This is a genomic window from Thermaerobacter sp. FW80, assembly GCF_004634385.1.
GTDB classification, from domain to species: domain Bacteria; phylum Bacillota; class Sulfobacillia; order Thermaerobacterales; family Thermaerobacteraceae; genus Thermaerobacter; species Thermaerobacter composti.
In genome coordinates this window covers 1,839,080-1,863,971 of record NZ_CP037895.1, presented here as the reverse complement: position 1 = coordinate 1,863,971, position 24,892 = coordinate 1,839,080, and the positions used below count along the sequence as shown (strand labels likewise).

The 24,892-nt window shown below is 74.1% G+C and carries 22 protein-coding genes, 5 tRNA genes and 1 pseudogene; 7 read left to right on the top strand and 21 right to left on the bottom strand.

The window, feature by feature from the left end; genetic code table 11:
• Positions 1-519 precede the first annotated feature (519 nt).
• The 6 genes from E1B22_RS07755 to E1B22_RS07730 form a co-directional block, all read right to left on the bottom strand.
• Entirely contained in the window at positions 520-1,134 is a 615-nt protein-coding gene (locus E1B22_RS07755; RefSeq protein ID WP_135225190.1) for a YwhD family protein, read from the bottom strand.
• Between the two features lie 64 nt (positions 1,135-1,198).
• Positions 1,199-2,167: a S1C family serine protease gene (locus E1B22_RS07750; RefSeq protein WP_135225189.1), complete on the bottom strand. Its 969-nt coding sequence runs from the start codon at positions 2,165-2,167 to the stop codon at positions 1,199-1,201.
• 480 nt (positions 2,168-2,647) lie between these two features.
• Positions 2,648-2,720 (bottom strand) — tRNA-Val (locus E1B22_RS07745).
• Between the two features lie 123 nt (positions 2,721-2,843).
• A tRNA-Cys gene (locus E1B22_RS07740) sits at positions 2,844-2,915 on the bottom strand.
• A gap of 459 nt (positions 2,916-3,374) precedes the next feature.
• Positions 3,375-3,446 (bottom strand) — tRNA-Gly (locus E1B22_RS07735).
• Between the two features lie 245 nt (positions 3,447-3,691).
• Complete coding sequence (locus tag E1B22_RS07730) at positions 3,692-5,122, bottom strand: ISLre2 family transposase (protein WP_135225188.1); 1,431 nt, start codon at positions 5,120-5,122, stop codon at positions 3,692-3,694.
• Positions 5,123-5,579: 457 nt separating this feature from the next.
• On the opposite strand from E1B22_RS07730, the gene E1B22_RS07725 reads away from it, so the two are divergent.
• Entirely contained in the window at positions 5,580-7,397 is a 1,818-nt protein-coding gene (locus tag E1B22_RS07725) for a M3 family oligoendopeptidase (RefSeq protein ID WP_243123245.1), read from the top strand.
• Between the two features lie 307 nt (positions 7,398-7,704).
• On the opposite strand, the gene E1B22_RS07720 is transcribed toward E1B22_RS07725, so the two are convergent.
• From E1B22_RS07720 to E1B22_RS07700, 5 genes are all read right to left on the bottom strand, one after another.
• Positions 7,705-7,777, bottom strand: a tRNA-Phe gene (locus tag E1B22_RS07720).
• 289 nt (positions 7,778-8,066) lie between these two features.
• A tRNA-Val gene (locus tag E1B22_RS07715) sits at positions 8,067-8,141 on the bottom strand.
• Positions 8,142-8,632: 491 nt separating this feature from the next.
• Positions 8,633-9,064: a PPC domain-containing DNA-binding protein gene (locus E1B22_RS07710; RefSeq protein WP_135225187.1), complete on the bottom strand. Its 432-nt coding sequence runs from the start codon at positions 9,062-9,064 to the stop codon at positions 8,633-8,635.
• Positions 9,065-9,158: 94 nt separating this feature from the next.
• Positions 9,159-9,854 carry a hypothetical protein gene (locus E1B22_RS07705; RefSeq protein WP_135225186.1) on the bottom strand — a complete coding sequence of 232 codons (696 nt, stop codon included), beginning with the start codon at positions 9,852-9,854 and terminating at the stop codon, positions 9,159-9,161.
• A gap of 63 nt (positions 9,855-9,917) precedes the next feature.
• Positions 9,918-10,139, bottom strand: coding sequence for a NifU family protein (locus tag E1B22_RS07700; protein WP_135225185.1), 222 nt, complete (start codon positions 10,137-10,139; stop codon positions 9,918-9,920).
• A 299-nt stretch (positions 10,140-10,438) separates the two neighbouring features.
• Here E1B22_RS07700 and E1B22_RS14095 point away from each other — a divergent pair, with 299 nt between their 5' ends.
• Positions 10,439-10,708: a hypothetical protein gene (locus tag E1B22_RS14095; RefSeq protein ID WP_371413455.1), complete on the top strand. Its 270-nt coding sequence runs from the start codon at positions 10,439-10,441 to the stop codon at positions 10,706-10,708.
• 27 nt (positions 10,709-10,735) lie between these two features.
• Positions 10,736-11,206 carry a DUF441 domain-containing protein gene (locus E1B22_RS07690; RefSeq protein WP_135225184.1) on the top strand — a complete coding sequence of 157 codons (471 nt, stop codon included), beginning with the start codon at positions 10,736-10,738 and terminating at the stop codon, positions 11,204-11,206.
• Between the two features lie 67 nt (positions 11,207-11,273).
• Here the strand turns inward: E1B22_RS07690 and E1B22_RS07685 are convergent, their stop codons facing one another.
• Positions 11,274-11,633 carry a sulfite exporter TauE/SafE family protein gene (locus E1B22_RS07685; RefSeq protein ID WP_135225183.1) on the bottom strand — a complete coding sequence of 120 codons (360 nt, stop codon included), beginning with the start codon at positions 11,631-11,633 and terminating at the stop codon, positions 11,274-11,276.
• Between the two features lie 165 nt (positions 11,634-11,798).
• A complete protein-coding gene (locus E1B22_RS14090) occupies positions 11,799-12,134 on the bottom strand; it encodes a sulfite exporter TauE/SafE family protein (RefSeq protein WP_243123244.1) in 336 nt (111 codons plus the stop codon).
• Positions 12,135-12,712: 578 nt separating this feature from the next.
• On the opposite strand from E1B22_RS14090, the gene E1B22_RS13345 reads away from it, so the two are divergent.
• The gene (locus tag E1B22_RS13345; protein WP_243123243.1) at positions 12,713-13,054 is read left to right on the top strand and encodes an acylphosphatase; all 342 of its coding nucleotides are present in this window, start codon (positions 12,713-12,715) and stop codon (positions 13,052-13,054) included.
• 429 nt (positions 13,055-13,483) lie between these two features.
• On the top strand, positions 13,484-13,873 hold the full coding sequence (locus E1B22_RS07670; protein ID WP_207669852.1) for a cell division protein FtsI: 390 nt from the start codon (positions 13,484-13,486) through the stop codon (positions 13,871-13,873).
• A gap of 408 nt (positions 13,874-14,281) precedes the next feature.
• On the opposite strand, the gene E1B22_RS13340 is transcribed toward E1B22_RS07670, so the two are convergent.
• From E1B22_RS13340 to E1B22_RS13330, 7 genes are all read right to left on the bottom strand, one after another.
• Positions 14,282-15,190, bottom strand: a complete 909-nt coding sequence (locus E1B22_RS13340; protein WP_167758792.1) for a hypothetical protein — start codon at positions 15,188-15,190, stop codon at positions 14,282-14,284.
• 694 nt (positions 15,191-15,884) lie between these two features.
• Positions 15,885-17,111, bottom strand: coding sequence for a nitrilase-related carbon-nitrogen hydrolase (locus E1B22_RS07660; RefSeq protein ID WP_135225181.1), 1,227 nt, complete (start codon positions 17,109-17,111; stop codon positions 15,885-15,887).
• Positions 17,112-17,209: 98 nt separating this feature from the next.
• Positions 17,210-19,573: a hypothetical protein gene (locus E1B22_RS12700; RefSeq protein WP_167758891.1), complete on the bottom strand. Its 2,364-nt coding sequence runs from the start codon at positions 19,571-19,573 to the stop codon at positions 17,210-17,212.
• 523 nt (positions 19,574-20,096) lie between these two features.
• The gene (locus E1B22_RS07650) at positions 20,097-20,558 is read right to left on the bottom strand and encodes a tRNA (cytidine(34)-2'-O)-methyltransferase (RefSeq protein ID WP_135225180.1); all 462 of its coding nucleotides are present in this window, start codon (positions 20,556-20,558) and stop codon (positions 20,097-20,099) included.
• Positions 20,486-20,968 carry a DCC1-like thiol-disulfide oxidoreductase family protein gene (locus E1B22_RS14085; RefSeq protein ID WP_371413496.1) on the bottom strand — a complete coding sequence of 161 codons (483 nt, stop codon included), beginning with the start codon at positions 20,966-20,968 and terminating at the stop codon, positions 20,486-20,488. The genes E1B22_RS07650 and E1B22_RS14085 overlap by 73 nt, the downstream gene beginning before the upstream one ends.
• A 300-nt stretch (positions 20,969-21,268) precedes the next feature.
• Positions 21,269-21,592: a zinc ribbon domain-containing protein gene (locus tag E1B22_RS13335; RefSeq protein WP_243123242.1), complete on the bottom strand. Its 324-nt coding sequence runs from the start codon at positions 21,590-21,592 to the stop codon at positions 21,269-21,271.
• Between the two features lie 225 nt (positions 21,593-21,817).
• Positions 21,818-22,129 (bottom strand): helix-turn-helix domain-containing protein, encoded by a 312-nt coding sequence (locus tag E1B22_RS13330; RefSeq protein WP_243123241.1) that lies wholly within the window; start codon positions 22,127-22,129, stop codon positions 21,818-21,820.
• A gap of 168 nt (positions 22,130-22,297) precedes the next feature.
• Between E1B22_RS13330 and E1B22_RS13325 the strand changes: the two are divergent.
• A pseudogene (locus E1B22_RS13325) lies at positions 22,298-22,657 on the top strand (transposase); the annotation flags it as partial.
• Positions 22,658-22,942: 285 nt separating this feature from the next.
• On the opposite strand, the gene E1B22_RS13720 reads toward E1B22_RS13325, so the two are convergent.
• Positions 22,943-23,077: a hypothetical protein gene (locus E1B22_RS13720; RefSeq protein WP_256369284.1), complete on the bottom strand. Its 135-nt coding sequence runs from the start codon at positions 23,075-23,077 to the stop codon at positions 22,943-22,945.
• 589 nt (positions 23,078-23,666) lie between these two features.
• Between E1B22_RS13720 and cas7u the strand changes: the two genes are divergently transcribed.
• Complete coding sequence (gene cas7u / locus E1B22_RS07630; RefSeq protein WP_135225177.1) at positions 23,667-24,884, top strand: type I-U CRISPR-associated RAMP protein Csb1/Cas7u; 1,218 nt, start codon at positions 23,667-23,669, stop codon at positions 24,882-24,884.
• The last annotated feature ends 8 nt before the right edge of the window (positions 24,885-24,892 follow it).

The window sequence follows — 24,892 nt, the reverse complement described above, 5'->3', positions numbered from 1 at the left end:
CCTCCGCGGCCCGCCACCGCCCCGCCGGCCGGCGCCGTCCCCGCCCTGTCCCGGGCCGCCGCCGGAGGGCGACGGCTCGCCGGCCCTCTGCCCTCCCGCCGGCCCTCTGCCCTAGTGTGGGACGGACCGGTTTCCCGCAAACGGACCCCACGGGTCTGCCATGGCATATGGAGCATATGGATCGGCTGACCGGGACATGCCGTGGCCGGGAGCCCTCGACCCGCCCCGCGGCGCCCGGCGTCGGCGGTCACGGCGGCACCCGCGGGGGATGGGAGGAGCACAACGGCGCGCGGCGGGGGAAGGGCTCCGGGGTTCGCAGCAGGGGCAGCCGCATCCTCGTGCCATCGGGACATCGGGACCAGGCGGCGGGCTGGACGCCGGCAGGGGACGCGCCGACGGCCGTCGCACCCCCGACGCGGCCCCGAGGCCTCGCGGGGAGATCGCCACCAAGGACGAGACCGCCTCCGGCCCGGCCGGAGGCGGTCTCGCCGCAAGGTCGCGAGGTCGCCTCGATGACGCCTACGCGCCGTCGCCCGGGTCGGCCGCCCCGTCCGCGGCCTCGCCCCCGAGCTGGGCGCGGATGGCGGGATCGGTGGCCGCCCACACCTGGGGCGCCCGGGCCCGGATGGCCTCCCCCACGGCCCGGCGCTGGGCGGCGGTCAGCCCGCTGAGGTCGACCACGCCCTTCATCGCCCGGGACATGTCGTTGACGTGACCCGCCAGGTGCTTGTACCCGACCATGGCCTGGCGGTCGATCCACATCGGGCTCGCCACCGCGCCGCGGATGCCCCTGCCGCCCGCGCCGCCCTGGGCGATCCAAACCACCCAGTACTGGCGCCCCGCCGGCACCTGGGCCGGGTCGTCCACCCAGCGCACGCCCTGTTCCACGCGGGACTTGGCGTGCAGCGCAGCCGGCGCGACCTCCGCGCGGTCGCCGTCCACCAGGATGGCCGCAAGCCCCCCCATGTGACTGTGGGATCCCGTGCGGCTGCCCACCAGCGGCAGGCGCATGGGCCCACCGGCCGCCGGGGCGGCCCCGGCGGGCACCCGGCCGCTTCCTTCCCGCCCGCCGGCCTGCACCGCCAGGCCGGGTTCGTCCGGACGGTCGGTCCTGGGATCCATCGGCGGCGCCAAGGGCTTCACCCTCCTCTCCGCCGGCCACGGCGCGCCCGAGGGCGCGCTCGCCCGTCCGCGCGGCTCAGTTGTCCCGGGTCGGGCGGCGCGCCGGCATCTCCTCCAGTCGGACGGGCACGCGGAACAGCTCGGCGCCCCGCAGCACGGTGACCTCCACCTGGTCCCCCGGGCGACGCCCCACCAGCCGCTTGCGCACGTCCCCGATGGTGTCCACGTGCTCGCCCTGCACGGCCACGATCATGTCGAACACCTGGAGCCCGGCCTTGTCCGCGGGGCTCGCAGGCACGACGCGGGTGATGACGATGCCCCGGTCCGCGGGCAGGTCGAAGGTGCGCACCCAGTTGTCGTCGATGACCTCGGCGTACCCCTGGATGCCCAGCCAAAGGTGCCGAACCGCCCCTTCCTGGAGGATCTGGTCGGCGATGGCCTCCACCAGGTGGATGGGCACGGCGAAGCCCAGGCCATCGCCCTCCAGCTTGGCGGTGGTCAGGCCGACCACGCGCCCGTCCAGCAGCGCCAGCGGACCGCCCGAGTTGCCCGGGTTGATGGGCGCGTCGGTCTGGATCAGGCCGTCCAGGGGCGTGCCGTTGGGGGTGGGCAACGACCGGTCGACCGCGGAGACGATCCCCATGGTCACGGTGGTGCCCAGGCCGAAGGGATTGCCCACGGCGATCACCGCCTGGCCCGGCCTGAGCTGGCGCGAATCACCGGTGCGCACCGTCGGCAGCGACCCGGCGGCGACCTCCACCACCGCCACGTCGTACAGCAGGTCGCGCCCCGCCACCTTGCCCACCAGGCGTCGCCCCGAGGGCAGCAGGACCGTCACCTCGGTGGCGCGACCGACCACATGGGCGTTGGTCAGGATCAGGCTGCGGTCGGGCTCGGAGCGCCAGATCAGGCCGGAACCCACGGCATCGAGGAGTCGACGGCCCCCGCGCCGGTGCTGGCGGGCGATCTGGACCACCGACGGGCTGACGGCCTCCACCGCGCGGGTGATCCACTGCGACAGCGGGTCCATCCAGGGCTGGGTCACTCCGAAGCCTCCTCTCCCTCGCGCAAGGCCGGGAGCGCGGGCCGCCGGCCCGCGCTCCCGGCCGGGCCGGCGCGCCCCCGCGCCGCCGCGTGGGGCACGCCGGGACACCGCACGCCATGGAGCCCTTTCGCCCCCACGGCCTGCGGCTCCTTCGCCGGACGGCTTTGACCATCATTGACGTTTGTCTTCATTCTACGCCTGGGCTGGCGCCAGGGTCAACGAGCCCCCGAACCCCGCCCGTCCCGCGGCCGCCCGTGGCCCAGCGGCCCTCCAGGTGGCCCCCTCCGACGAAGGGTTCCGAGACGACGGGACGACCTGGACCGGAGCGGGCCGGCGCGCGCAAGGCGGACCGGACCGGCCGGCGGCACACCGCACCCGCCACCCGGCGCGCCGGGCCGGAACGGCACGCCGCCCGGAGCGCCGTCGCGGGTCGGCTGCGGGAACGGAAAGCGGGCACCGGAGCCATGCCGGTGCCCGCGGTGGGCGGTAGTGGACTCGAACCACTGACCCCGTCGACGTCAACGACGTGCTCTACCAGCTGAGCTAACCGCCCATGCCCTCCGCTTCCGCCGCCGGCTGCGACGTCCGCTGGCCGCCGGTCGGCAGGTCGCATTATAGGAACGCCCGTCCGGCGCTGTCAAGGCGACCGCGGGATGCGGTGGATCCCGCGGCCCTGAGGCCGCGGCCGGATTCGAACCGGCGAGTAAGGGCTTTGCAGGCCCCTGCCTTACCACTTGGCTACGCGGCCATGCGTATCGCGTCGGTTGTCCCCGGCCCTGCACCCCGGCAACGTGGGCCTGCGTGCGGGCAGGTCTCGCATCGAGGCCTCGTCACCGGCGTCACCATCGCGCGCTATGATTATACCCGCCGTCCGCAACGGCTGTAAACGCGGCCTCCCCGCGCCGCGCGCGGGGCGACCATCCCACCCCCCGACGCCCGACGGCGCCCAACCGTCGCCCATGGGACCCAACCGCACCGGACCCTGCATCCCCACGGCGGCCGGCCTGCCTCCGGCGCCGATGGCGTCGGCGCACCCGACCCTGGCGCATCGGATCGGACCAGCGCCCGGCGGACCGTGGCGCGTCGGACCCACTCCCTTCACCATGGGGCATCGGCTCCGACCACCGGACCGGCCGCGCGGGGATCGCCCCTAAAGTCACATCGGGGCAGGTGCCCCTGCCCCGACGCGAATCGCCGAGCGGGCTTGAGCGGGAGACGGGATTCGAACCCGCGGCCTTCTGCATGGCAAGCAGACGCTCTACCCCTGAGCTACTCCCGCATCCTCATCGACCCGCCCATGCGCCGCCCGTGCATGCGCCGCCCACCGGGTGGCGCATGGACCGCAGCACCAGGGGGGACCGCCAGGCGCCACCCCGCCCGCGGCGCGGACAGGGGTGGCGAGGCGGACCTTCCCGACCGCGTCCCGCGGTCCCTTAGTTTACTCGCGGCCCCGCGGTCGTCAACGTCCCCGGGGCCGGGGTCCGTGTCACGTTCCGGTGGGTGCCCCCAGCGGTGAATCGGCTGTCAAGCCACCGGTGCGTGGACATGGGCCAGGTCGCGCAGCACCTGAACCCAGGGTTTGGTCGCATGCGGCCCGGTGAGCGCTGGGATGCGGGCACGCAGCCAACGGGCTGGGTCCTCCTCGAGCTGGCGCATCACGCGCTGAACGGCCTGGCGTGTCGCCTGCCGCACGCCGGGCGAAATCTGCAGGGGCCGGCCGCCGAGGACCGCGCGCCAGTGGGGGTCCACGCGTTCGCTCAAGAGCCGCGCCAAGTGGTCGGCGCCGCGTTCACTCCAACGCGCCCCATGCCGTTTCATCCGTCGTGCAAGGACGTGAAAGACTTCTGCTTCGATCGCCCCCAGCCGCGGCGCTTCCCCAGAAGCCACAATCCCGTCCCAGTGCTCCCGCAAGTAGCCGCGCAGCCGCAACAAGCGCTCCCGCGCCGGACCACGCCGCCCCCGTAGCGCCTGGCGAAGCGCCGACTCCACGCCCGCCCAATCCCCCGCTTCGATGGCCCGGCACACCTGGGCGTACGTCTCCTCGGAAGGCGATAACGCCTCCCGCAGGGCTCGCCGCAGGTGGAACGGATCCAGCCGGTAACACGCGCGGGGGAAGTACTGCAACCCCTGCTTGACCCAATGCGCCCCATCGCCTCCGAGGTAACAAGCCTGGACCGCGCTCAGATCCCAGTGCGTCCCCCAATAGGCGCTCGCCTGCTCCCAAAAGGCCGTACCCGGCATCACCCCCGCCACGACCCGCCGCTCCCGCAGCGCTTGCCGGTTCGAACCCACGGCTTGCTTGCCTTCGTACGCGACCCCCAGCTTCAACACCACCGGTTGCCCTCGACCCCGCAGATAAACCTCGTCCGCTTCGGCATGCAGCTGCGCACTCCGGCGCCGGCCTTCCGGCACCTGGCCCTCCACGAACACCGACCGCCGCAGCCGCTCCGCCGCCTCCTTCAACCGGCGCCCCGCCCGTTGGGACGCCCGCCACACCGTCATCGCCCGCGCCGGTGCCTGCCCCGCCGTCAACTCCCGCAGGACCGCCGCCGCTCGGTGATACGGCATCTCCGTCGCGAGCCGCCGGCACAGCGCTTCCAGCCGCGGCGACAGTCGCCGCCGCGATTCCAAGCCCAGTGCTTCATCCAGCAAGAACACACCCTGGCCCGTCGCCCGGTCCCGGTAGTAACGTCGCTTCACCTGCAACTCGCCCAGCGGCGTGTCCAGGACCCGCTCCCGCGTGTCCAGGCACTCATATCGGCTCGGGTCCCGCTCCTGCATCAGTCGCTCATCGATCCCGGCCAACACCCACTCCAGCAGCCGCAGTGTCAGCCGGCCGCTGAGCCGCTGAACGGCTTCCTCCAGTTCGCCAAACGATCGGTCCTCCGTCACCAGCTCCGCCAGTTCCCGCAATGTCTGGAGGAAAAGTTCGCGCACAGCGTGTATGCTGAGCATGGGGCCTCACCCTCCGACTGCCGCTGGGGAAGCCGTCCCGATGCAGGGACAGCCTCCGGGTGAGGCCTTTTCTATTTGCCTCGACCCTCACCTACCGAAACGTTACACGGACGGGCCGGGGCGCTGGGCGGCGGCGCACCCGACCGGGAGGCCTCGGGGCCTTGGCAGGCATTCTCGCCCCCGCTTCGAAACATAAGCCGAGGTGCGGCTCGCGTCCCCCGACGTGCGGCTCGCAGCCGCCGACGGGCCATGCGCGCCCCAAGGGCTGCGGCGCGCCGCCCGGTCACGACGGGACGGGGCTCTCCCCGTGATGCCCGTTCGGGGTCGGGACGCCGGGCCTAGGGTGGTCGCCTCACGCACCCCTGCCCCATCCCGGCCCGTCCCCCGCCAGCTCGCGGCGGGGACGCGGCGGCCGCCAGGGGCGAGCCGGGGGGCGAGCTGCCCGGGAGAAAGGACGGTGGATGTCGTCGTGGCCGTCGGTTCCCGCTACAACCCCACCTGGGATCTGGACGTGTTCTTCCCCGGAGGAAGCCGATCCCCCGAGTTCGCGACCTTCCTCACCGCGCTGGCCGCGGACCTGGAGCGCCTCCAGGAGGAGCTCCGTCGTTTCGACCCCGCCAGCCCGGCGGAGCGCTGGGCGACGGTGGTCGACGCCCTGCAGGACGCCGGCGCCCGCCTGGGCCAGGCCGGCGCCTTCACCGTCTGCCTCGCGTCGCAAGACACCACCGACGAGCAGGCTCGCCTCCTGATCACCCGGGTCGGCGAGCTGCGTGCAGCCTACGCGAACCTCTGGACCGAGCTGGACCGCCACCTGCTGGCCGTGACCGACGAGACCTGGCGCACGCTGCTGGCCCATCCCCGGCTGGAACCGCTCGCCTTCCCCCTGGACGAACGCCGCCGCCGCGCCAGGGAGCGGATGACCCCGGAGCTGGAGTCCCTGGCGAGCACGCTGGCCGTGGACGGTTACCACGCCTGGGGCGACCTCTACGAGCTCGTGGCCGGTCGCATCCGCGTCCCGGTCGAAGAGGGCGGTCGGACAGTGGAGCTCTCCGTCGGGCAGGCGGCGAACCGGCTGGAGGACCCCGATCGCGCGGTGCGCGCGGCCGTGTTCGACCGCTGGGAGGAGGCGTGGGCCGCCGAGGCGGAGGTCATCGCCGCCGCGCTGAACCACCTGGCGGGGTTCCGCTGGCAGTGGTACCGCCGCCGCGGTTGGGACGACGTGCTCAAGGAGCCGCTGGACGAGAACCGCATCCAGCGCACCACGCTGGAGGCCATGTGGGACGCGGTGGCGCGGCGGCGAGGCGCCCTGCTGGAGTACTTCCGGTGGAAGGCGGCGCGGCTTGGCGTGGAGCGGCTGGCGTGGTTCGACGTCGACGTGCCGGTCTTCCACGCGCGGGCCAGGGTGACCTATGACGAGGCGGCGGACTTCGTCATCGAACAATTCGGCCGCTTCAGCGAGGACCTGGCGGCCCTGGCCCGGCGCGCCTTCACCGAGCGCTGGATCGAGGCCGAGGACCGGCCCAACAAGCGGGCGGGTGGCTTCTGCACCGGCTTCCCCCTGAGCCGGCAGTCGCGGATCTTCATGACCTTCGGCGGAACCGCTTCCAACGTTGGCACCCTGGCCCACGAGCTCGGCCACGCGTACCACCAGTGGCTCATGGACCAGCTGCCCGTGCTTCTGCGCGACTACCCCATGTGCCTCGCCGAGACGGCGTCCACCTTCGCCGAACGGGTGGTGACCGATGCGGCCATCCAGCACGCGCCCGACGATCCCACGCGCCTGGCGTTCCTCGAGCAGCAGGTGCTGGACTGCGTCTCCTTCTGCATGAACATCCACGCGCGGTTCCTCTTCGAGACCGCCTTCTACCAGGCGCGTCGCCAGGGCCCGCTGAGCGTCGCCGACCTCAACCGGCTGATGGAGGACGCCCAGCGCCGCGCGTATCACGACAGCCTGGGGCGCTACCACCCCTATTTCTGGGCCTCCAAGCTGCACTTCTACGCCACGGACGCGCCGTTCTACAACTTCCCTTACACCTTCGGGTTCCTGTTCAGTTCGGGCCTCTACGGCCGCGCCCAGGAGGAGGGGCGCTCCTTCGCCCGGCGCTACGCGGCGCTGCTCCAGGACACGGGCCGCATGCCCGTGGAAGAACTGGCCCGGAAGCACCTGGGCGCCGACCTGACCAAGCCCGCCTTCTGGGAAGAGGCGCTGGACATGGCACTGGCCCCGCTGGATCGGTTCCTCCGTCTCGCACGCCAGGGGGAGGAAGGGCGCTGACGGCCGACGGGGGAGCGGCCCGCCCCGCCTCCCCTCCCGCCCCATGGCCCCGACGGGTGACCATCGACGCGTTGTCCCCCGGCGGGCGGGAAGGGCCCGGTTCGACGGACGGCTGGTTCCGGACGAGACCGCGGGATCCGATGTCTCCCTGCCCACCCTCCAGCGCGAGGCCGCCGACCGGATGGACGCCCTGCCCTCTGGTCGCTGAGGTTTGGCGGTACATTGGCGGCACGGAACCCCAATCCCTGGAAATCGGCCGGGCAACAGAAAACCCGCGAAGCCTTGCGCCTCGCGGGTTTCTTGGTTGTGGCCCAGGGCGGATTCGAACCGCCGACACGGGGATTTTCAGTCCCCTGCTCTACCAACTGAGCTACCGGGCCGCATCGCACCTCCTGGCCGGTTCCCACCCGCGCACCCGGCGGCGCTCCGCCGCGTCGCATCGCATCCGGACGCGCGCCCACCGAGCAGCGGCGAGCCGACGAGGGAACCGCCGCTACTATACTCCATCTCCCTCCCGCACCGCAAGCCAGTCCTTGCCGCGCCTCGCGGCACCCCCAACGGCCCCTCCCGGCCCCGCGCCTCGCGCAGGCGGCGACGGGGCGGCGGCCCAAGCCCAGACCGGTCTGGGCGCCGAGGAGCCGCGACCCAGCCCTTCCCAGGGCGCTCTTCTGGTGGGCGAACCAGGAATCGAACCTGGGACCCCTCGCTTGTAAGGCGAGTGCTCTGCCGCTGAGCTATTCGCCCGCGTGACGCCCTGGGCTCCGCCCCCTGGGATGTTCGGCCTACCGTGACCGCGCATCAAACCCGCGGGCCGGCCCGCTGCCCTCGCGCATCCCGCGCCCGGACCCGCCTGCGCCCCCTCGGTGCAGCCTCACCCATGCCGCCACGGAGGGCCGGCTCGCCCTGGGCGGTCGTACGAGTCGGTCGCTGACCGGCGCGGGTCGGTCGCCGGCCAGTATACCACCGCCGCCCAGCCGGGTAAAGCGCACCGCACCCACCCGGGTCAAGCGGAGGACGACCGCGGAGGACGACCGCGGAAGGCGCTTCGCGCCCGCGCCGCCCCTCCCGGGTCCCGGTATGGCGACGCCAGAGGGCCTCGGAGGCTCAGGCGCGAGGCATCCTGTCGCGGCTCGACCCACGCAGCCGCCTTCGCCCTCCGCGGCCCACGCCTCCGGCCCCGCCGCGACGCCAGCTCCGGCTCCTGCCCCGGACCGCCGGGCGCGGCGCCCGTCGCCTCAGCCGGGTTGCCACAGCTTGAGGCCCGTCTCCGCGTCCGGATGGCGCACCAGGGATGGACCCTCGAGCACCCAGATGGCGTACTCGCAGGCGAAGACCCGCGTGCCCTCGAGGACGTGCCCGCCCCACGCCCGCCCCTGGCGGTCGCCCAGCGTCAGGTGCAGGTGGACGAAGGGTGACTCGCTGCCCGCCGTGCGACTGATGTTCCCCGTCCCCGCGAGGATCTCCGCCGGTTCGTCCAGGGTGAACTCGCGATAGACCCGTTCGCTTTGATCGTAGAAGGCCAGGCGCGCCCGCTCGACCGCCCCCAAGAGCTGCACCCAGCCCACGGCGATGGCGTGCTGGGCGGCCACCCCACCCAGTGCGGCCAGGATGTCGTCACCGCGCCGGAGGCGCCCCACCAGCACCCGGCGGACGCCGAACTCCGCCACAGACCTCCCCCTCCTCGCCCCGCATTCCGCCGGCGCCCGGATCGGCATGCCGACCTGCCGGGATCCATGGGGCCCCGACCGGGCCCCGCGGGGGCTACGCCGCCCCCGCGGGGTGGCCCACCCCGGCGTCGTCATCCCGTGACCGATGGGCCTCCCGCGCCAGCCGGTGACCGCGATAGAGCAGCCAAACCCCCAGCAGGTTGGCCACGGGCAACACCACGGGTGCGCCGAGGCGCGTCAGGCTGCCGCCCGAGGCCAACACCAGCGTGCCCGCGACGAGCCAGAGCGCGTACGGATGGCGCGTCCGCCACCACGACGCGACGGCGCCGCCCAGCAGGAGCAGCGAACCCGGGATCGTCAACAGCGGCGAGAAGACGCGGACGGTGGCGTCGGTCCAACCCTCGCCGCCCACCGGTCCGCCACCCGCCAGGGCGGCCAGGTCCACCGGCGTCGCGGCCGCGACCCCCAGCATGGCGAGGCCGACCGCCGCCAGGAGCCCGAGGATCGCATGGGCCCAGGGCCGCGGCAGCACCAGGTACGCCGTCCCCGCGCCGAAGGCCGCGACCAGCCACGCCGCGCCGACGTACCAGAGCCGGTAAAGCCACGGCGTCCAGCCCACGACCGCCGCCGCGGCATCGGCCAGGGCGGTCAGCGCGAAGAGCACCAGGGCGACGAACCAGCACAGCGAGCTGGGCGCTCGCCGCCGCCGGAAGCTCTGTCCCACTTCGCGCGCGAAAAGAAGGGCCACGATGCCGCTTGCGGCATGCAGCCCCGCCGTCCACCAGATCAAGGGACGTCCTCCCCATCCCGCCCGCCGGACCGCGTCAGCGCAGGAGCCCCCGGCGAGGGTGGCTCAGACGGCCTCGACGTCGGTCACGCCCGGCACCCGTTCGCGCAGGATGCGCTCGATGCCTGCCTTCAACGTCATGATGGACATCGGGCAGCCCACGCATGCGCCGACGAGGCGCACCCGCACGACGCCGTTCTCGTCCACGTCCACCAGCTCGATGTCACCGCCGTCCATCTGGATCGCCGGACGGATGGACTCCAGCGCCTGCTCCACCTGCTCACGCATGGTCGTCGTCCTCCCGTGAGGGTGGGCGACCGCGCCCGGCGCGTCGCCGCTACACCCTGCCGATGCCCCCGGCGGCGCGGTCCGCCCTCCGCCGGCCGCCGGCGCAGGCCCCGACCCTTCGCCGGCCCGCGCCGCCGGCCCTGCGCGCCCAGCCGACGCTTCGCTCCTATTATAGAAGACCCGGCCGGCCCGCAGCCATGGCCGGCGCCGGTGGCTGCGATTGACGGCGTGGACCGCCCGCCGGAGGCAGCACACTACCCTCAGGCCCTGCCGCGAAGCAGGGTCGGGAGGGATCCTCCATGGGCCGACGGCGCCTGATGTCCGACGCCCTCCGGGCGGACCTGGCGCGCGACCTCGGCATCGACCAGGTGGTCGCCCGCGAGGGTTGGGGCGCGGTGTCCGCCCGGGAGTGCGGACGCCTGGTGCAACAGGCGATCCTGCGGGCCGAACGGATGCTGGCGCAGCAGCCGTCGGCAGCCGGCCCGGGGATGCGTTCCCCGGGGAGGCCGACGACGCCCGCCCCTCCCGTCCACCCGCCTTCTACGCCGACCCCCGGCCGCGTATGGTAAGGCGGGTGGGCGGGAGGTCGTGGCAGATTGGGGCAACCGGATCTGGTCCTGCTGGCGATCCTCGGGCTTGGGGCCTTGGGGCGCAACCCCCTGGTGACCGCGGCGGCGGGGATCCTCTTGCTCCTCCGGCTCCTGGGGCTGGCGTGGGTCCTCCCCCTGGTCGAGCAGCACGCCATGTCCCTGGGCCTCATCCTCTTGATCGTCGCCGTCCTCATCCCCTTCGCCGACGGCCAAGTCACCCTCCAGCAGACCGTCCAGAGCTTCACCCGCGGCGGCCTGGCGGGCTACGCCGGGCTAGTGGCGGGCTTCGTCGCGGCGGTCCTGGGGGCGCGGGGCATCGCGCTGCTCGAGCAGAATCCCCACGTCATCATCGGCCTCATCTTCGGCACGCTGGTCGGCGTGGCCTTCTTCCAGGGCATCCCGGTCGGCCCGCTGACGGCGGCGGGGTTCGCCGCCGTCCTGCTGGAGCTGTTCACCCTGTTGCGCCGCGGTTTCTGACGGCCGGGCCGTCCGACGGGCGGACCGCCCGCCGCCCGTGCCCTCCCCTCCCACCGCGGACCGCGGTTCATCGGCGGCTGCGGTACAGGGCGTACATGCCGATCCCCACCAGGTAGAGGCCGAAGAGGCGGCGCAGCAGCTCGCCGGACACGTCGACGGCGAGCCTCGCGCCGAGCGCCGCACCCACCGCGCTGCCCGCCGCGATCCGCAGCGCCAGCCGCCAGCGCAGGAAGCCCTGGCGCCAGTGGACCCACGCAGCCACCGCCGCCACCACCGGGAAGGTGGCGAGGACGACCCCCTGCGCCACGTGCTGGGGGACCCCGACGACGAGCACCAGCGCGGGGACCAGGAGCGATCCGCCGCCGATGGACATCCCGCTGAGGATGCCCGTGGCGACCGCGATCAAGCTCGGCCAGGGAACGCCCAATCGACCCCACCCCTCGCCCCGGCGACGCGGCGGGGACCCTGCGTGAGTGCGCGCCCGCGCGGTGCGGGGGCCCCGTGGCCCGTCCCCGCCCCTCTTCACGCCCACGCCACGCCCCGCCGGCAGTGCACCCTGTGGCACACCCCGTCGGCGCCGCACCCCGTCCCTCTAGCCCCAGATCAGCATCCGCAAGCCCAGCGCCAAAAGGAAAGCGCCGTACAGGCGCCGCAGGCCACGGGGTCGCAGGTACGCCATCCAGCGGGCCCCCAGGGCCGCCCCGATCACCCCGCCGGCGGCCACTTGCGCGGCCAGGGACGGGTCGACCATCCCCCGGGTCGCGTAGACGCCGGCGCTGATCAGGGAGGTCAGCCCTACCACGAGGATCGACGTGCCATGGGCTCGGTGGTCCGGGACCCCGAACCAGTACACCAGGGCCGGTACCAACAGGGTTCCGCCGCCCACCCCGAGCAGCCCGTTGACGCCACCGACGACGACCCCGGCCACCCACGGTGCCCAACCCGACAACCGTCGGCGGGTGGGCCGCTCCCGGCGGTCGAGCCGGTCGGCGCCGGCGGCCTGTCGCGCGCCCTCGCCGCCGGCCGGCGCCCCGCGACGGCCACGGCGCCTCCGCGCCTCCGCGCCCGGGCCGGCGGCCGAACGCGGCGCACCGATCCACCCCGGCCCCCCACCCGACGCCGTCGTCGGGGCCGTCCGGGCCGAGGAGGTGAAGGTCCGTGGCGGCGTCAGCGGTGGGGTCGATGCGCCCGACCTCCTGTGGTCCCTCCACCCGCTCCTGGCGTCCCGCCCATCGGGGGCCATGCCCGGTCTTGCCCCCCCAATCCTTACCGGACGAACCGGCGGGCCCTCCGCCGGCCGAACGGGCCGCGCGGCCCTGCGGGCATCCACCGCCGGGTTTAATTTGCGCCCATCGGCATCGGGAGGTGCGCGGCTGCTCATCCGTCGTCGAGCCCCTGCACGCGCCCTGCGGCCATGGCACACTGGAACGGGAGGACGGATCGCAGGCGTGGACCGGCCGCGCCCGGCGCGGTGGACGGCGGTCCACCCAGGAGGTGAGGGACGCGGTGACGCAGGACGGCGCATCGAGCCGGTCGGATCGGCCCGCCGACATCGCGGGCGATGCAGCCCCGACCGACTTGGCTCGGGTCGAGGTCACCGTGCACGGGCAGGTGCAGGGCGTCGGCTACCGGGCCTTCGCGCGCAGCCGTGCCCTGGCCCTCGGGCTGCGAGGGTGGGCGCGCAACGAACCCGACGGCACCGTGACCGTTCTCGCCGAGGGCGAGCGCGCGGCGCTGGACGCGTTCATCGAGGCGTTGCGCCAGGGCCCACCCGCCGCACAGGTCCAAGGCCTCGAGGTGCGCTGGGGCGCCGCCCGCGGCCTGTCAGCGGGGTTCGGCATCCGGTGAGCGGAGGGGCCGGGCCCGGGACAGACGCCGCGGCCACGATCCGGACCTCACCGCGGGTTCGGCATCCAGCGAGCCGAGGGGACGGGCCCGGGGTACACGCTGCAGCCACGATCCGGCCCCCCGCGGGGTTCGGCATCCAGCGAGCCGAGGGGCCGCGGCGGCTGCTGCCCACCGGTGCGCATGCAGCGCCCCGCGGGCACGCCAGCCCCTGGACGGCCGCTGCCGGGCGTGGCATGGCGACTCAGGGGCGGCCGGTGACGGGGCCGGCGCGCCGTCCCCGCCACCGGCCCCCGGGCCGTCCCCCGGCACCCTTGGCATCCGGCCGGCAGGCCCGGCGGCGTGGCGATCCATCCCCCGGGCCGCGGCCGGTGCACGGCGGGCACACATCCCGGGCCCCCCGCGGGCAGGCTAGGAGCGGGGGGTGATCCCGTGTCCAAGCCGCGGCATCGCGACGGCGGACAGGCCGCGGAGCGGCAGCGCGAAGAGGGTCGGCCGGCGTCGTCCCCCAATCCGGCGGCCGACGGCGGGCTGAACCCGCTGACCACGGGGGCCGCCGATGGCTGGGGCCCGGCGTGGGTCCGCCCAGGCGAAGGGGAGGGGGTCGACACGCCGGCACCGTACAATCCACTGTCCAACAGCGCGGGCTTCCAGCCCTTCGCCACCCGTGCCGAGCGGTTCGGGGCCGCCCCGCAGGCCTCCCGGGACGACCCGGAGGGGGCCGGCGTGGTGGCACCCGCCCCGTCGACGCCGCCGGCGCCCCGGCCGCCGCGTCGCCGCGAAGCCGGCGACGCCCGCCGCGGGCCCTCGGCGCCGCGCTGAGGTTGGCGTGGGGGACCGGCTCCGCCAGCGGCGGAGCCGGTCCCCTATCGGTTCGTGCCGCCCCGACCGCGGGGTCGTCGACGATGGGCTGTCCCCAGGGCCTCGGGGCCCATCCGCCAGGGCTTCGGCCCACCGGACCGAGACCGCTTCGGCCCATCGGACCGAGACCTTGGATCATCGCTGGGCCATCGGGCGATCCGTCCGGGATGGCTTCGTGGACAGCGCGCGGGCTTCGGCGTGCAGGGCGCGGCCAAGGCTCCAATCCGGTCCGATCTCGACCCTATTCCTCGCCCCTCCTCGGGGTACGCGGGTTCACCGTCGAGCCACCGTGGGGCTCGACCCGGCCGGTCTCCAAGGCGCCCGGGCGGGTTGCTCTCGACGCGGCGTTCGGCCCCGATCGGAGGATGCTCACCCGCAGCACGCCCGAGGGGGTCCAGGCGGGTTGCTCTCGCCGCGGCGTTCGGCCCCGATTGGAGACCGCCCGAGGGACATGGGGATTGAGTGAAGGCCCACCAGATCGGCGGGGCATGGCGGACGGGCGCGGCGAACGCGGCCTTGGACGCGGCGCAAGACGGCCAGCCGCGCGGAACCGTGCGACGGTGACCTCCTGCGGGGGCTCTGGACGCGGCGACCGAGGGCCACCCGCGGAACCGTGCGGCGGTCTCCTGCGCAGGGCCTTGGACGCAGCGAAGGACGGCCACTCGCGCGAGTGCGGCGGCCTCCTGCGCTAGCCCCCGCCACCTCCGCCGCCCCCGCCGCCGCCCATGCCGCCTCCTCCCGCGCCACCGGCCCCCCGCCGGCCCCGCCACCCCCCGCGGCACCGCTCAGCATCTGTTGCAGCTGCATGGTCACCGCCTGCCGGATCAGCTGCTGCCCCTGGGGCGACCGCAGGAACGACTGCACACCCGTCTGCATCGCCGCCTGGCCCTGGGGCGAGGCGGCCACCGTCTCGAGCTGCTCGACCAGCTGCTTCTGCCCCTCGGGGGTCAACAGGACCTGCTGGGCCGCCAGCGCCTGCACCTGCTGGGTGATGATCTGCTGGATCTGGGCCTGCATCTCGGGGCTCTGCAGCTCCTGGCGGACGGCGGAGCGCACCTCCTCGGGCGACGGCTTGGCCTGGGCACCACCTCCGCCGCCACCCCCCATGGCACAGCCGCCCAGCCAGAGCCCTGCCAGGACGACCCCGGCCATGGCGGCGGCCCGGACGCTGCCGCGGGAACCGACGACCCCCCGCAGCTGCCCTCGTCCCGCGCGGTCCCGGGCCCGTTTCCCGCCCCATCCATCCAGCCCTTGGCGGAGCGCTTCCGTTGCCCGCACGACGGCGGAATCCCCCCTCGCGCGCTGCGCACCCCTCGTCCGTCGGCCCCTTGCTCGCCGCCCGCCCCCCGGCACAGCCATGGGATGGAACCCACGGGTGCGATGGACCGCGCCGGTTCGCACGGGTGATGAAACGCATCGGGTCGGCGGATCGCTCCGGCCCGGTGATCCGGGATGCGCTTCGCCGATGCGCTTCGCCGGATGCCCCATCGCGGGCGCTGCCCGCCCGGCGCGGGGACGACCGGCCCCCGCCCGATCCCCGGCGGCTCCGGTGCTCCGCGGCGCCGGCCCGACCCGGGGCACCGATGCTAACCTCTCTGCGGGAGCCCAAAGTATGCGCGGGCGGAGGGCCGCGCCGGTGCGGCGCCCTGTCGACCCGTCGATCGACCCCCGGTGTCTTCGCAGCCGGCGGACAACCCGCCGGCTCCTGGGGTGCGGCGCCAAGTCGCCCTGTCGACCGACCCCGGTCGCCCGCGGCTTCGGCGGCGCCCCGCGGGTACACGATCTCCGCGGGAGGCCACCCGCGAGGGGATCCCCCACCGCCACCCATTGCCCTCGCGCCGGGTGCAGCCCACCACCCGCGCCGGGTGCAGGGTCACCCGGCGCGGCGTGGGCGCCGGCCTCGGGGACACGGCGACGGCCTCGCCGGCGGACAGGGGCGGCAGCCGTCCCGGGCGGCGGGGCCCAGGCGGGTTCATCCCGGGCGGTTCCCGACAGGCGGTTCGTCCAGGGCGGTCGGTGAAGGCCGGTTCGTCAAGGCCGGTTCGTCCCGGGACGAACGCGGCCCCCGGCCGAGGGGCGCGGCCCCCGCCCGAAGGGGGGGACGGACCTCCGGCCCGGGAACCGTCCCTCCTCCCAGGAGGCGGCGGTAGGCGGGTTCGAGGTACCGGGTGTAGAGGTCGGGCCGCAGGTACGCCGGAAACGCGACGCGCTGGCGGTACTCCCGCAGCCGCACCAGGTCGAGGTCGGCCCAGACCACCTCGGCCCGGTCCCAGGTACGGGCCTGGGCGAGGACGCCGTCACCCGCGGGGGTCAGGGCGAGGGGGGCGTAGACGGCGGCGCGACCCGTCAGCTCGAACCCCAGGAGCCGGCCCACCAGGGCGGGGACGATGCCGTAGACCGGGGTCTCCTGGACCCGCGCCCAGGTGCCGCGCCGGGCATGCCACTCGTTGTAGGGCTCCGGGTTCGCGATGGGCACCACCACGATCTCGGCGCCCTTGAGCGCCAGCAGCCGGAAGGTCTCGAAGTAGGTGGCGTCCATGCAGACGGGGATGCCGATCTTGCCCAGCAGGGTGTCGTACACCTCGAGGGCGTCGCCGGAGCAGAGGCCCCACTCCGCCTCCAGCGGCAGCAGGTGGACCTTGGCGTGGCGTCCCACCAGCCGCCCGTCGGGACCGTAGAGGAAGCCGACGTTGTAGAGGTCGCGGCCCTGGGGCAGCATGACGCTGCCTGCGTGGACGAACACGCCGTGGGCGCGGGCCAGGGTCGCGAAGGTCGTGTGGTGGATGCGCGCCACCGCCGGCCCGAGGAAGCGCAACACGTCGGCGACGGCCACGTCGCCCAGCTCCGCGAGGGCCGCCTCGGCCGACGGCGCCTGGGCCAGGCGATCGAAGCCGGGCAGCAGCCCGAGGAGCGCCAGCCCCACGTCCTCCGGGAACGCCACCAGCTGGGCGCCCTCCGCCACGGCCCGCGCCAGCGGGTCGGCCACCCAGCGGACGAACTCCTCCGGGCGCTGCACGGGGGAGAGCTCCAGCTGCACGGCCGCCACCCGCACCCGCGCCGGGTCAAGCTTGTGCAGATTGGCGCTGCGGCGGATCCCCATGGCGGCGATGGTCCGCCGCAGGGGACCGCGCCGGGCGGTCCAGCGCAACACCAGCCGGAACGCCTGCTGCTGGAGGATCGGCCAAAGACCGCGGGCCATCGGGTGTCCCTCCTCCCGCCGCTCGTTTCAGCGCCAGCCGGTCGTATCGCGTTGCCTGGGCCGGGTCAGCCGGTCGTCTCCCGCTGGGCCGGCCGGGGTCAGCCGGTCGTCGATCCCCCGTTCCCCGGCTCCACCGAGGGGTCACCGGACGGCCTGCGGCGGCGACGGCGCCGCCGGCGCCGTCGCCGCCGGCCGCCGGCGGGCCCCACCACCGTGGGCTCATCGCCATGCCCCGCATCGCGGGGTTCGGGATGGCGCCGCCGCCGGCCGCCCGGCCCCGAGCCGCCGGGGCCCGGCGGCTCGGCCCCCGAGGACGGCCCGACGTCCCCCGCGGCCGCCCGGGAAGGCTCGGGAGGCGTCTGCGGGGAGGCTTGCGGGCAGGCTGGCCCGGAAGCCTGCGAGGAAGTCGACGAAGCCCTCCAGGAAGCCGACGGGGAAGCCGACGAGGAACCCGAGGAGGAACCCGAAGGGGAACCCGTCGGTGGCGCCGCCTCCTCCGACGCCCGCTTGGACGCCCCGTCGGCAGCACCTGAAGCCCCTTCGGGAGCACCCTCCGCCGCGGGCACCTTCCCCGAAGCCCCCGCCGCCGCCCCGCGCCCGCCCTCTCCGAGGATCCCGCCGGGGGGGGACGCCGGCCTGGGCGGTGGGGACGTCCCGGCCGGCCACCGCGTGCCGGCCTGGGAGGACGGCGCATCTTGGCTGGACGTCTCCTGCCCGGACGGCGCTCCCGTGCCAGGCTCCCGCTCGCCCGTCGGCCGGTCTCCCGCCGGCCGGCCTCGCGCCGGTCGGCCTCCTGCCGGCGAGGACGCTGCGCCTCGCGGCGGCCGTCCACCCTGGGCGGGTGCCCCCTCCACCGCCTCCGGGCCGTCGGGCGCCCCACCGTCCCCAGCAGCCGCCGCCAGCCCGGGGCGACGGGCGTCGTCCGGCCCAGCGCCCGCCGGCGGGGCGCTGGCCCGAGCACCCCGCCCGCGGCGCCGACGACGACGGCGCCGGGCCGGTTCGTCCGCTGGGGACCGGCCGTCGGCCGCCTCCCCCGGGACGAGCGCCGGGCCCGAACGCGCCGCCCGCTGGACGCCTCCGTCCCCGGCCGGCGGTTCGGCCCCCGTCGACCGCGACACAGCGAGCGCCGCCGCGGCCGCGCCCGCGCCCGCACCCGCGCGGCGTCCCGCCTCCACCCCCTGCGGTCGTCCCGCCGGCGTCTCGCGTCCCGCCCCTACAGCCTCCGCTCCTGGCTCCGCCGCACCATCTCCGTCCGCCACGGACGCCGTCGCCAGCCGTCGGTAGGCGGGCAACAGGTCGCGCAGATAGAGGGCGGGGCGGAGGTGGCGATCCAGGGGATAGGCGGCGCGGATCGCGTCCAGCGGCCCGGGCTCCAGCACCGTCGCCACGGGCCGCTCGCCGTCCTCGCGGGCCAGCCAGCCCCGCCCGCCGGGCGTGATCTCGCAGGGGGCGAAGACGGCCGCCCGGGGGACCAGCGGCTTGCCCCCCAACTCGCCCGCCGGCGTGACGTGGATCCAGTAGATCTGGGTCTGCTGCACCACCTGCCAGGGACCTGCGATGGCGTCCCAGGACGAGGCGGGCTCCAGCCGGTGGCCGGGGTGGATCACCAGGCGCGTCCCCTGCAGGCTCGCCCAACGCCCCACCTCCGGCACCCAGCCGTCTTCGTGCACGACCAGCGCCGCCGGCCACCCCTCGATGGTGAAGGGGTTCCAGTCGTCGCCGGGGACCAGCTGCACCGGCGCATCCGCGGCCAGGCGGTGCAGCTGGGGCTGGCGCGCCAGCCGCCGCCCGTCCGGGCCGAAGCAGAGGCCGACGTGCTCGATCCCGTCGGGGTGGGGGAGCACCACCGTCCCGGGGCAGAGATAGATCCCCAGCGTGCGCGCCACCTCCGCGGACCAGGCCTCCCAGGCCTCGGCCGCATCTTCGCCGTAGCGCCGCGCCAGGGCCGCCAGCCGCCCGTCCCAGCGCGGCGGCTCCCCGGCCAGGGCGGCCAGCGGCAGCAGGCCGGCCAGCCCCGGAAGCACCACGAGACCCGCCGCGCGGCGCCCGGCGGGAAGGAGGGGACGCCCCTTGCCACCGTGTCCCGCGGCGATTCGCACCGAGGCGGGGGTGCCGGCGGAGGGACCGCCGGCGGCTCTGCGGGCACCCGTGCCCTCCGGGGCGGCGCTTCCCCCCAGGGCCCGCTCCGCTGGGGCGGCCTCTCCCCCGGCTCCGGCGGCCCCGGTCGTCGCCGGAGGACGGGGTGGTGCCGCGGCTGCGCCGCTCGGCGCCGATGCCCGCTCCGACCGCCCGGCGGTCGGCGGGCCGGGATCCGGGGAGCGCGCCGCTGCATCGGGCGCGTCGGACGCGGTCAGCAACCGGTAACCGGTCAGCGCCGCGGCCCACAGCCGCTCCCGTGCTGCCTCCAGGTGCGTCACCGCTTCGAGCCGGAGCGGAACGGCTGCCACGCGCAGCGGGCGCATCCTCGGCCCCCTCCTCTGGCACGTCGACCGGAAGGCCCTCGGGGCGACGACCGGAGCCCCTGGCGCCGCTGCCGGAGGAGGCCCCCTCCTCCGGAGCGCGGCCCGCGGCTGCCAGAGGAGGTCCCATCCTCCGGAGCGCCGCCCCCGGCTGCCGGAGCGGCCGGCGCCGCCTCCCCGGGAGCCTCCCGCACCCTGGGTGGGACATCCTCGCCGCCGACGCCCCCACCTCGGCGGACCGACCGCGCCGACCACCTTCGGTCTCCCGGCCGAGACCGACGCTGCCGGTGGAGACGTCTCCACCCCGGCGAACCGACCGCGCCGACCACGGCCCTACCCTACCGGGCCGACCAGCCCGGCGACGCGTCCCCTTGGCGGGATGGCCGTCTCCCGGCGGGTCCGACCCGCCAGATCGCCGCCCCTCGGGGTCCTCGCCGCGCCGCCAGGTCGGGGAATCGCGGACGCCGCCGGGGGAGGGCGCCCGCCGCGGGGTGCATCCGGCCGCGGCCGGAGCGCCGCCGGTCCCTCACACCAGGCCGGGGAAGCCGTGCTGCCGATACGCCTCGTAGAGGACGAGGGCGACGGTGCTGGCCAGGTTGAGGGAGCGCAGGCCCGGCCGCATGGGCACCCGCAGGACCGGGCCCGGCCGTTGGCGGATGAACTCCCGCGGCAGGCCTCGCGACTCGCTCCCGAAGACCAGGACGTCCCCGGGCGCGAAGGCGAGATCGCTGTAGCGGACCGGCCCGTCGGGCTCCAGGTAGCAGAAGCGCGCCTCCGGCAGCGCGGCCAGCAGCTCGTCCCACGTGTCGTGGACCCGCCACTCCACGTGCTCCCAGTAGTCCATGCCCGCCCGGCGGAGCATCCGGTCGCTGAGGCGGAAGCCCAGGGGCCGGACCAGGTGCAGCCGGGCGCCCGTCACCGCACACGTGCGGGCGACGTTCCCCGTGTTGGGCGCGATCTCGGGCGCCACCAGCACGACGTCGAACATCCGGAACCCGTGACCCCCCGGTCGGCCGGCGGCGGGGCATCGTCCCGTCTCCCCACTTCGCCAGCAGCGGGGCGGCTCCTCGTCCCGCGCCGGCCGGCACGCCCGGCGCTGCCGTCCGCGTCCCGCCGGCGATCCCCGCCGGCGCACGGGCCCGCGGGGTCGGTCCCGACACATCGGGCACGACGGGGCAGCGGGCAGGCCCCGGGAAGGGGCAGGACCACCGGCCGCCGGCGGGCGATGGCGCGGTACAGGGCCGGCCCGAGGCCGAGTCCCTGGAGGACGGCCAGCAACGGCACCGTCGGCCAGAGCAGCGGCAGCCGCTGGGCGATGGCCCGGACCGCCGCGAAGCCGTGGTACCACCGGCCGGAGGGGTGCGCGCGAGCCAAGAGCTCCTGCTCCGCCTGGGCCATGGCCACGGCGTCCACCGGAGGCGACCCCCCGGGGACAGCCCCGGCCTCCCCCCGACTCCCAGCCGCGGCCCCCGGGTGGAGGGAGGGGCGATCGGGGCGGAAGGACCGGAGGTCCAGGCGGCCCAGCCAGTCCAGGCGCCGACACCACGCGGCGGCCCGCACGCACCACGGGCACCATCCGTCGTAGTAGACGGTGAGCCGTTCCATGGGCACCGCGCCCCCCTCTGGAGGCTCAGCCGTTACCTGAAACATCATCCTCTGTTTCAGGCAGCCGATCCTTGCGGATCGGCGGTGCCGGTCTTACCCGGCCATGCGCCGGTGCCGGCTTCCCGCTTCCTCCGGGATCGCCTGCCTTGTGGCAGGTCTTCCATCCCGTCCACGGGCGTTTTGCGTCTCCGGGCCACTCCCGGCGACGGCGGCCGCCAGGGCCGCGAGATTCCGCGCCGCGTTTTCGTCCCGGTCGAGCACAAGCGCGCATTCCTCAGAGCGGAAAACGCGCTGCGAAAGCGGCAGCGACGGCTTGGCCGCGCCACACCGCGAACAATATCGACGCCGACGAGCTTCCAGGGGAACCGGGGGCGGCCTGGCGGCCGCTCCACCTCGCAGGTGAAGCTGACGAACCACCGGCCCCCTTCCCGGGCGACCGTGGCCGACAGGATGCGGGCTGTCCCCGCTTCGATGCGTCGGAGCAGGGCCGTGGTGGTCTCGTGGGTCTTCACCCGCCCGATCCGGGGCAGCACGAAGTGGCTCTTGTCGTCCACCCGGATCGCGCCGGTGGTGAACCGCACGGACTCCCGCCCCCGCCCCTTCTTCCGAAAACGCGGGAATCCAACCCGGCGCCCCTTGCGTTCACCCTTGCGGCTCTTGGACTCGTTCTGAAGGGCCCGGGCGAGTCCGTCCAGACCGCAGGCGTAGGCTTCCTTCGAGTTCTCCCGCCACCAGGGGGCGACGCGGTGCTTTTGCCGGTTCCACTCCCGTCGCAAGGCGGGGAGGGTCCAGGGCACCTCCACATCCTCGCCCCGGGCACGGGCTTCCAGGCGCTCCTTCACCAGGGCGAGGCCCCAGTTGAAGGCGACGGCGGGCGCCCACGTGGGAGGCCAGCGCCCGCTGCTGGCGGGGCGTAGGATCCAACGCGAAGCGGTACGCTTGAAGAACCTTCATTCGGCGTCGCCCCGACGGGCTGCAGCCAGGGCCCGCGCTAGGTGGTGGTGGAAAAGTTCGCGGCCGGACCGGCCGGCCCTGGTAACCCTTTACAAAAGAGGTCACCGGTGGCCCCCCTTCCGGTTGGACAAGAGCTCTAAAGACCCCTTGAAGGGAGGGCAGCCACCGGTGACCGCTGACTTCACGATGGCACTTCTCGAGCTTTTGCGCAAACACCGATGCGAGCCCGCAGCCGATGCCTTGCGGGAAAGATTGCGCTGGCTGGCCCAACCGCTCATGGAGCTCGAAGTGGGCGAACTCGCTGGCGCTCAGCGGTACTAGCGGACGGAAATGCAGAAGGCGTACCGAAACTGCCATCGCTTCTGGCCCTAGATACCCGCGTGGGCACCCTCGAGCTACGAATTCCAAAATCTTGCCAGGACAACGACTGTTCCAGCCTGCTGGAGCCGCGCCGGCGGGCGGAACGGGCCCTGGGCGCCGTGGTGCAGGGGGCCGATGTCCAAGTTGTCAGCACCCGGAAGGTACATGAGCTGGCCGTACATGACCTGGCCGTACATGACCTGGCCCCGGCTTTGGACCTGATCGAGCGCTTCCAGAACCGCCTCGAATGTTGCCGGATTGGTTCCGGATGCCTACTCGGTTCCCGATGGTGCTCCTCGTCAAAACAAACCTGCAACGAAGCCGACCGTGGGTTCACGGCGGATCTTAGGCTTTCTTTATGAGCATATACGCTGTAGACGGCGATGGCCAAGGCGCAGTAAACAAGGGGTCCGTGTCACGCTCCGGTGGGTGCCCCCAGCGGTGAATCTGTTGTCAAGCCACCAGTGCGTGGACATGGGCCAGGTCGCGCAACACCTGAACCCAGGGTTTGTCCGCATGCGGCCCGGCGAGCACCGGGATGCGGGCACGCAGCCAACGGGCGGGGTCCTCCTCGAGCTGGCGCATCACGCGCTGAACGGCCTGGCGTGTCCCTGCCGCACGCCGGGCGAAATCTGCAGGGGTCGGCCGCCGAGCGCACCAGTAGGGGTCCACGCGCTCGCTCGAGGGCCGCACCAAGGGGTCGGCACCGCGTTCACTCCAAGGCGCCCCATGCCGTTTCATCCGTCGCGCAAGGACGTGAAAGACCTCCGCTTCGATCGCCCCCAGCCGCGCGGCGCTTCCCCTGAAGCCACGATCCCTTCCCCGTTCGCCCGCAAGGAGCCGCGCAGCCGCACCAAGCGCTCCCACGCCGGACCACGCCGCCCCCGGAGCGCCTGGCGAAGCGCCGCCTTCACGCCCGTCCAATCCCCCGCCTCGATGGCCCGGCACACCTGGGCGTACGTCTCCTCGGAAGGCGATCACGCCTCCCGCAGGGCTCGCCGCAGGTGGAACGGATGCAGCCGGTAACACGTGCGGGGGAAGGACTGCAACCCGTGCTTGACCCAATGCACCCCAGGCGCACTAGACGGGGCACAGCCACCGGACGTTTAAATCATTCTTTCTCTTGGCTAGGAGATTTCACTCACATTAGGATGTAGTTGGCAATGTCCAGCAGGAGGTGCTTACCTTGGAAGCAAGGTCCTTGAGGGAACAACTCCTCACAGCCTGTCACCGTGGTCCTTCGGCCCTGCGCTCTGAAGTGCGCCTGCTCCCGCCGGCCGAGGGCACGAAGGTGTTCCCCCCCACCTACGCCCCTCCCCCGGGCAGCCAAGGATCCCCCCGTTATGCCGAGGAACCTCGCTACATTGACGGCGAACCGACCCCCACGGTCCTCCTGGACTCCGTACCATCCCAGGCGAACCGGATGGAACAGGCCCTCTTGGCCGCCTGCCGGCGTGGTGCGATCCGCCTCCCCCTCTTGCAGGTGGAAATCCCCGGCCACGGCGCCGTGACGTCCCTGGACGCCCCCCACCGCGTGTTCGATGCCATCTTCCGGGACAGCTTGCTGGACGGTGAACCGTTCCCCACCAGCCGTATCGGCCGGGCATTGCGCGAGGCAGGACTGGGTAACGCAACCGCGCTGTTCCGCTACGCCCCAACCGCGCTGCTGTTTGGGGCATGGGACTCCCACACCGGTCGCGGGACCAAGGGGACCAAGATCCCCCGTGCGGTGGTGTCGGAGATCGTCGGCGTCGCGGCCCAGCGGGGTGTCAGGACCCAGGGGCGCATCGACCCCCTTGGCATTGAGCGTGATGTGGCCGAGATCTACAGAACCGAGCAGGCGGACTGGGGTTTCTCCGAAGAGGACGTCAAAAAGGCCGCGGCGCGTGCAGGGCGGGGGGACGTGAAGGTCAAGAAGTCACGGCCTTCAGAGATCGGCCACGGCAACATCGCCCCCACCGTTCAGGAGGATGCTGGCGGTGTGAGCATCCGGTATGCCCTGCACACCACGGTCATTTCCGTAGCCCAACTCCGGCAACTGCGCTTTCCCGATGGGACGGGCAAAACCAGCGCAGACCGGGATGCGGCAGGTCGCCTGGTCCTCCTCAGTTTGGCTCTCTACGCCACGGCTGCCCTGCACGAAGAGGGCTACCAGCTTCGCTCCCGCTGCCTGTTGATTCCGGAATCCGAGCCCCGCTGGGAACTGGTCGGCCCCACGGCCGGCGAGCGGAAATCCTTCGCGCTCGACACGTCCGGAGCCAGAGCCTTGCTGGATGAGGCGCTCGAGATCGCAGCGAGCCACGACCTGAACTGGGAGACCGAGCCCGTCATCCTCCAGCCAAGCCCCAAACTCGTCCGGCTGGTGGAGCTCAACGACGCAACGATGGGTCGCTGACGGCCGGG

Coding starts and splice junctions, on each gene's coding strand:
- E1B22_RS07730 (WP_135225188.1), bottom strand. CDS start 5,122: ATGCTCAGCATACACGCTGTGCGCGAACTTTTCCTCCAGACATTGCGG.
- E1B22_RS07700 (WP_135225185.1), bottom strand. CDS start 10,139: ATGCGTGAGCAGGTGGAGCAGGCGCTGGAGTCCATCCGTCCGGCGATC.
- E1B22_RS14095 (WP_371413455.1), top strand. CDS start 10,439: ATGGGCCGACGGCGCCTGATGTCCGACGCCCTCCGGGCGGACCTGGCG.
- E1B22_RS07660 (WP_135225181.1), bottom strand. CDS start 17,111: ATGGCCCGCGGTCTTTGGCCGATCCTCCAGCAGCAGGCGTTCCGGCTG.
- E1B22_RS12700 (WP_167758891.1), bottom strand. CDS start 19,573: ATGCGCCCGCTGCGCGTGGCAGCCGTTCCGCTCCGGCTCGAAGCGGTG.
- E1B22_RS07650 (WP_135225180.1), bottom strand. CDS start 20,558: ATGTTCGACGTCGTGCTGGTGGCGCCCGAGATCGCGCCCAACACGGGG.
- E1B22_RS14085 (WP_371413496.1), bottom strand. CDS start 20,968: ATGGCCCAGGCGGAGCAGGAGCTCTTGGCTCGCGCGCACCCCTCCGGC.
- E1B22_RS13330 (WP_243123241.1), bottom strand. CDS start 22,129: ATGAAGGTTCTTCAAGCGTACCGCTTCGCGTTGGATCCTACGCCCCGC.